Genomic DNA, 2740 nt, shown 5'->3' on the forward strand with positions numbered 1-2740 from the left:
GCGGTGGCCCGCGCCAGCCAGCAGTTCGTGTTAGGAGATTTACGCGTGGTGGAGTTGCTCAAACGGCGCAGCGCCCGGGAGTCCACCGCACAGGTGGCCGCCGAGATCGTGCTGCGAACCAGCACCTGGTGAGGATCGGCCGACGGCCGGCCGCCTGCGACGGAAGTTAGCGCTGCGTCTGTTGTTTCGGACGAGTGTTGAATCGGGTATCCGCGGCCCAACGCGCCGCGCGGCCTTCGCGTCGCTGTCGGTGCCCGCCCCTATGCTGCGCGCATGCCACCATTACCTCGCCTGGCCATTGGTCCCGACGACCTGCGTCGCGACTTCGACGCCGCCACGATTGCCCGTGGTGCCCGGTATGCCGAGGAAGGACGGGTCCGAGACGTGTCCTGGGCGCGCGACGGCCGCACCCTGAACGGAGCCTGTGTCGGCTCGCGCGGTCACGTCTACGGGGTCGATGTCTGCTTCGAGAACGTCGATGACCCGGTGATCGAGTGGGCCGACTGCGACTGCCCGGTCGGTGACTTCTGCAAACACGCCGTCGCGCTGCTGTTGACCGCCGCCTCTGCTGGCCCGCAGCCGTCTGCTTCGGACCAGTGGCGCACGGTCCTGGCCCGGGTGCTTGACGAGCTGACTGTCCCACCTGGCGACGCCGGCGCCCCGATGGGACTGGAATTCTCCCTCACAGCGGCCACCCGGTATCTTCCCGGCGGCATGGTTTCCGTGCAGCCGGTGACCATCGGCAAGCGTGGAACCTGGATCAAGCGCGGCCTGAGCTGGCGGCGGCTGCTCTACGACACCGAAGCGGGCGAGTTCGATCGCAACCAGTACCTGGCCGTCCGGGAACTCGCCGCCGCATTGCACCGGTCCGGTCTCGCGTTCTGCGGGCAAGCCCTGATGATCGGCGGGGCACCGTCGGCGCTGTGGGCGGCGCTGATCGCCGCGCAGGACGCCGGGGTGGCGATGGTCGCCGGCAAATCCAGCGGCCTGCGCGCGGTCGAGTTGATCAAAAACGCCCAATTACGTCTCGACTTCGCCGGCGACGACGCGGGCGGGGCGGTGATGTCGGCGACGTTGCTTGTCGACGGCGAGCGCACCGACCCGAGCGGCGTCACCCTGATCGGTAGGCCCAAACCGCACGGCATGCACCAGGTCAGCGATTCGGTGCTGCGGCTGGGCTCGTTCGACCCCATGCCGGGCCCCGGCATGCTCGACCTCCTCGCCGACCACAAACAGGTGCACATCCCCGCCGAGAACGTCGACGAGGTCGCGCTGAGCGTCTTACCGCGGTTGGCGCACACCGTGCCGGTAGAGGTCGAAGAGGGCCTGTTCGTCGCGCCCGCCGTCACCGGGCCGCTGCCGGTCTTGACGATCAGGATGACCGGCGGCGCCGCCCGCGCGTTCTGGAGCATCCGCTACGACATCAACGACAAACACCACGATTTCGACCCCGATTCAACGCCGCAGCCGATCGGCTACCGCGACGGCGCCGCGGAAGAAGCCAGCTGGCAGCGGATCGCACCTGCGCTGCGGGCGGTGGCCACCGCGTCGCGCACCTGGCCTTCCCAGGCCGCGCAACGGGTCAGACAGCGGATGGCCCGCGGTCTCGATGCCGCGGTGATCGCCGAGCTGCGGGCGATCGACGGCGCCGGCGATCCGGCCGGAGCCGCCGCTGCGGCGTCGATCGCGACGTTGCGGGGCATCGTCGATCTCACGGTCCCGGAGGCCGCGGTGCTGTGCGCGGAGATTTTGCCGGGATTGGACTGTCGTGGCGATCTGACCGTCGAGATCGACGAGAACGCACCGGATTTCCGGGCAGCGAGGACCGACCCGCAGCTGGCTTTCGCCAGCGGTGAGGTCGAGCTTGCGGGCAACGATTGGTTCGATCTGAACATCACAGTGCAGGTCGACGGGCACAGTGTGCCGCTACCCGACATGATCAGCGAATTAGCCTCGGGTGCAACGCATATGCTGCTGCCCAGCGGCGTGTACTTTCGGCTCGATACCCCGGAGTTAGTCCGGTTGCGGGAGTTACTCGACGAAGCCCGCGCTCTCGGCGAGATCGACGGGGACAAGGTCAACGCCCAGTCGCTGAACGTCACACTGTGGGACGAGCTGCTCGCCCTCGGTGTCGTCGACCAGCAGGTGGGCCGGTGGCGGCAGAACCTGGCCCGGTTGACCGCTGCACGCCCCCCGGCGCCGGTCGACGTGCCGTGCGGGCTCGACGCCACGCTACGCGACTACCAGCGCGACGGCCTGGATTGGCTGTCGTTCCTGTGGGACAACGGCCTGGGCGGGGTGCTCGCCGACGACATGGGCCTGGGCAAGACGGTGCAGACGCTGGCGTTGATTACCCGCGCCGTCACAGCGGGTGCCGGCAAGTTCCTGGTCGTGGCGCCGACCAGCGTGGTCGGCAACTGGATCGCCGAGGCCGGCAGGTTCACCCCCGCCCTGACCGCGGTCGCCGTCAGCGCCACCGACGCCCGGTCAGATCGTCCGCTCGCCGACGTGGCCGCCGAGGCCGAAATCGTGGTGACCTCCTACACGCTGCTGCGCATCGATTTCGACGTCTACGCCGGGATCGACTGGGCTGGGGCTATTCTCGATGAGGCACAGTTCGTCAAGAACCACAACAGCAAGACCCATCAGTGCGTGCGGCGGCTGGACGCCGCATTCAAACTGGCGATCACCGGCACCCCGATGGAGAACAATTTGATGGAGCTGTGGTCGCTGCTGTCGA

Annotated in this window: 1 protein-coding gene and 1 pseudogene; both read left to right on the forward strand. The window is 68.2% G+C overall.

The window, feature by feature from the left end; translation table 11 throughout:
* A pseudogene (locus AC2VON_RS11715) lies at nucleotides 1–132 on the forward strand (alpha/beta hydrolase); the annotation flags it as partial.
* A 141-nt stretch (nucleotides 133–273) separates the two neighbouring features.
* Nucleotides 274–2740, forward strand: a 2467-nt coding sequence (locus AC2VON_RS11720; protein WP_486953118.1) for an SNF2-related protein, incomplete at its 3' end; no start/stop codon positions are given.

Source organism: Mycobacterium sp. TH-M82 (genome assembly GCF_057473605.1).